Below are 2,000 nucleotides of genomic sequence, written 5' to 3'. Positions count from 1 at the left end.
GCTCAGGACCGAGAAGGATCCGTCGATCTCCTGATGCCAGCCTTGAGACTGTATACGGTGGTCCGGTGGTCGTCGACGATCTTTCTGGTAAAGTAACCGTACGGCAAAGGCTTGTTCAAGAAATGCAGCGGCAGGCTGAAGGTGTAATGGTCGAGATTCGATTTCCCCCAGGTGTGGACGGCTCATTCCTGAGAAATCTTGGGTGCACAGCCATACCTTTGTACACGTCGGTCGTGTCTCTCGAAAGCGGAGAAGATGTCATTTTCAAGAACATACATCCCTACGCAAGGAACCGAATCCGGAAGGCTCAGAAATCCGGGATTCAAATCATCGTGGATGGCAGGAACTATCTATCACAATACTGCGAAATGGAGAAAGAAACCCTTGAACCTCACGGACTTCGAGCAAGGCCCAAACGGTTCTACGAAATGGTGCTCGAGAGGTTACAGCCCACGGATCAGGCCAAGTTTTTCATTGCCCTTTACGATGGGAAACCTGTCTCTGGGGGTATTTTCCTTTTCTACAAGGACACGGTTTACTATTGGCACGGAGCGTCTTTCAGGCAGTACCTATCGATCGCTCCGACTCAACTCCTTCATTGGGAGCTGATGAAATACGCCATCCAAAAGGGATACAAAAAGTATGACCTCCTCAACATCGAGGTTGATCGGCTGCCTGGCATAGCTAGATTCAAGATGAGATTCGGGGGAGATACCAAGACGTACTATCGAGCTTTCTACAAGACACCCTCGTACCGACTCCCGCTGATAAGATACTATTTGAAGAACCCTTCCTATGTGTGCAACAGGCTGATGGACAAATCACGAATCAAACGACAGCTTAGGAACCGAGCCTCGGCATTTCCAAAATGAGTTTGCTTCGAAATCTTGTCAAGAACACGGTTGTGCTCACGGCTGGTCGGCTGAGCGCAAAGATACTGGGCGCTGTGCTTGTGGCTTTCCTGGCGAGAGCCGTCGGTCCGGTCGGTGTGGGGAAGTATGCGTTTGCCGGCTCGCTGGTTGCGATCTTTATGCTCTTGCCCGATTTCGGGTTCGATACCCTGCTGGTTCGGGATGTCGCTAGATTGAGAGGCCAGGGTGAGGGGCTGATCGCCAACATATTGGGCAGCAAGCTGGTGCTTTCCGTTGTGGCACTCCTTCTCATGTTCATCTTTGCCGGGGTGAAACAGTATGACGGCAAGACGGTCGAGATACTTGTACTCGTCTTCCTTTCAGGAGTAGTCGGCTCGATACTGAGGACCCTTTATTCTGTTGTCAGGTCATTCGAGCGAATGGAATTTGAGGCCCTTCTGATCGTGTTCAGGAATGTCATGTTGGTTGTTTTTGGGCTGACGGCCATAAAGCTCGGGTTGAGGCTGAGAGGCATCATAGCAGCATTGGCCGTGGCTGATATTCTAGCTTTTTTGTTTGGGGTTTACATTACGCGGAGGAATTTCGTCCGTGTGGCTCCGAAAGTGGATTTGTCCGCGGTCAAGAAGATCTTCAAAGCCGCCCTCCCTTTTGGTCTCCTGGTCATAATCGAAGTGGTTTTCATCAACACCGACAACCTGATGATCGCCAGGTTCCAGGGGGAGATGGCAGTTGGATGGTATTCGGCGGCCGTGAAGCTCCTGACCATGCTTCTGCTCATCCCTCACATGTTCATGAACGCGATCTTCCCGGTTCTGTCCAGGCTATCGGTCTCGGATGGGGATTCGTTACGTACAGCATACACGAAGTCTTTCTCATATTTACTCATGGTTGCTTTTCCGATAGGCGTTGGAGGGTTCCTGGTTTCGGACCAGGTCATCCTGTTCATCTATGGCGACCAGTTCCAGAATTCGATCTTGATCTTCCAGGTGATGATCTGGGTCGTTGTCTTCAGTTTCGTCGGCTTTTTGAACGGGGCCACCCTGAATGCCACGGGCAGGGAGAGACCCTTTGCCCTGATGCAGGGCGTTTCGGCCTTGTCCAATGTCTTTCTTGACTACTTTCTGATCA

Annotated in this window: 2 protein-coding genes; both read left to right on the top strand. The window is 51.1% G+C overall.

All coding sequences use genetic code 11. The features are described 5' to 3' along the window. Positions 1 to 146: 146 nt before the first annotated feature. Positions 147 to 872: a peptidoglycan bridge formation glycyltransferase FemA/FemB family protein gene (locus JRJ26_20750; protein MBW2059919.1), complete on the top strand. Its 726-nt coding sequence runs from the start codon at positions 147 to 149 to the stop codon at positions 870 to 872. Then, the coding region (locus tag JRJ26_20745) for a flippase (protein MBW2059918.1) at positions 869 to 2,000 on the top strand (1,132 nt) is incomplete at its 3' end. The genes JRJ26_20750 and JRJ26_20745, both read left to right, overlap by 4 nt.

Source organism: Deltaproteobacteria bacterium (assembly GCA_019308905.1).
Taxonomy (GTDB): Bacteria; Desulfobacterota; BSN033; order WVXP01; family WVXP01; genus JAFDHF01.
Note: the sequence above shows the minus strand (reverse complement) of the source record. Positions and strands in the feature narration are given on the sequence as shown.

Coding starts and splice junctions, on each gene's coding strand:
- JRJ26_20750 (MBW2059919.1), top strand. CDS start 147: ATGGTCGAGATTCGATTTCCCCCAGGTGTGGACGGCTCATTCCTGAGA.